The sequence below is a fragment of the Streptomyces sp. NRRL S-37 genome (assembly GCF_000721605.1).
Lineage (GTDB): Bacteria > Actinomycetota > Actinomycetes > Streptomycetales > Streptomycetaceae > Streptomyces.
Genome location: NZ_JOIZ01000077.1, coordinates 1 through 1,216, shown reverse-complemented (window position 1 = coordinate 1,216; position 1,216 = coordinate 1). Strand labels below are relative to the sequence as shown.

The following is a 1,216-nucleotide window of genomic DNA, read 5'->3' as shown; positions in this document are numbered from 1 at the left end:
GTCGGTGGGGGAGGCCGGTGGGTTCGGTCTGCATCCGGCGTTGCTGGACGCGTCGATGCATGCGGCGATCCTGAACGACGGGGAGGGCGAGACGGTGATTCCGTTCGCCTGGAACGGTGTGCGTCTGCACGCGGTCGGCGCCTCCGCCGTCCGCATCCGCATCGGCAAGCTGGACGGCCGTGCCGTCACCCTGTCCGTGGCCGACGTGACCGGTGCGCCTGTGATGTCGGTCGACTCCATGGCGAGTCGGCCGGTCTCGGCCGACCAGCTGGGCACGGCGTCCGGTGACGCGGGTGCGCTGTACGGCATCGAGTGGGTGCCGGGTGTCATGGATGCGCCTGCTGTGGCGTGGGCGTCGTGGGAGGAACTGCCGGCGGACGGGGATGTCTCGGACACGGTGGTGCTGGACTGCGGTGTGGATGCCGGTGTGGACGTGCCGGTGGGTGTGCGGTCGGTGGTGCACCGGGTGCTGGGTGTGGTGCAGGAGTGGCTGGCCGGTGAGCGGTTCGCCGGTTCGCGTCTGATAGTGGTCACGCGGGGCGCGGTTGCCGTGGGTTCGGCCGGTGACGTGGTGCAGGCTCCGGTGTGGGGTCTGGTGCGTGCGGCGCTGACGGAGAACCCCGGGCGTTTCGCGCTGGCCGACGTCGAGCCGGGCGCGGACGCCGAGGTGGACATGGCGGTGGCGGCGGTGGTCGCGGGTGAGCCGGAGGTGGCGGTGCGGGACGGCGCGGTGCTGGTGCCGCGCCTGACCCGCCTGCCGTCACCCGACCCGCAGGACGTGCCGGCGCTGGACGGTGCCGGTGCGGTCCTGATCACGGGGGGCACGGGTGGTCTGGGTGCGGTGGTCGCCCGTTATCTGGTGGCCGAGCGCGGTGTGCGGGACCTGGTCCTGACCTCCCGGCGCGGCCCCGACGCGCCCGGCGCCATCGAGCTCACCGAGGAACTCACCGCGCTCGGCGCGCGGGTGGAGGTCCTGGCCTGTGACGTGTCGGACCGGGACGCGGTCATCCGGCTCGTCGGCTCCCTGGCCTCGGATCGTGGTCTGCTGGCGGTGGTGCATGCCGCGGGTGTGGGGGACAACGGGCTGGTGGGTGCGTTGTCGCCGGAGCGGGTGGATGGTGTGCTGGCTCCGAAGGCGGATGCGGCGTGGTGGCTGCACGAGGCCACGCGGGGGCTGGATCTGGCGGCGTTCGTGTTGTTCTCGTCGGCCGGTGGT

The 1,216-nt window shown here is 72.8% G+C and carries 1 protein-coding gene; it reads left to right on the top strand.

The window, feature by feature from the left end:
- Positions 1 to 1,216: SDR family oxidoreductase (locus tag IH50_RS0136755; protein ID WP_030872955.1), on the top strand; the 1,216-nt coding region annotated here is incomplete at both ends.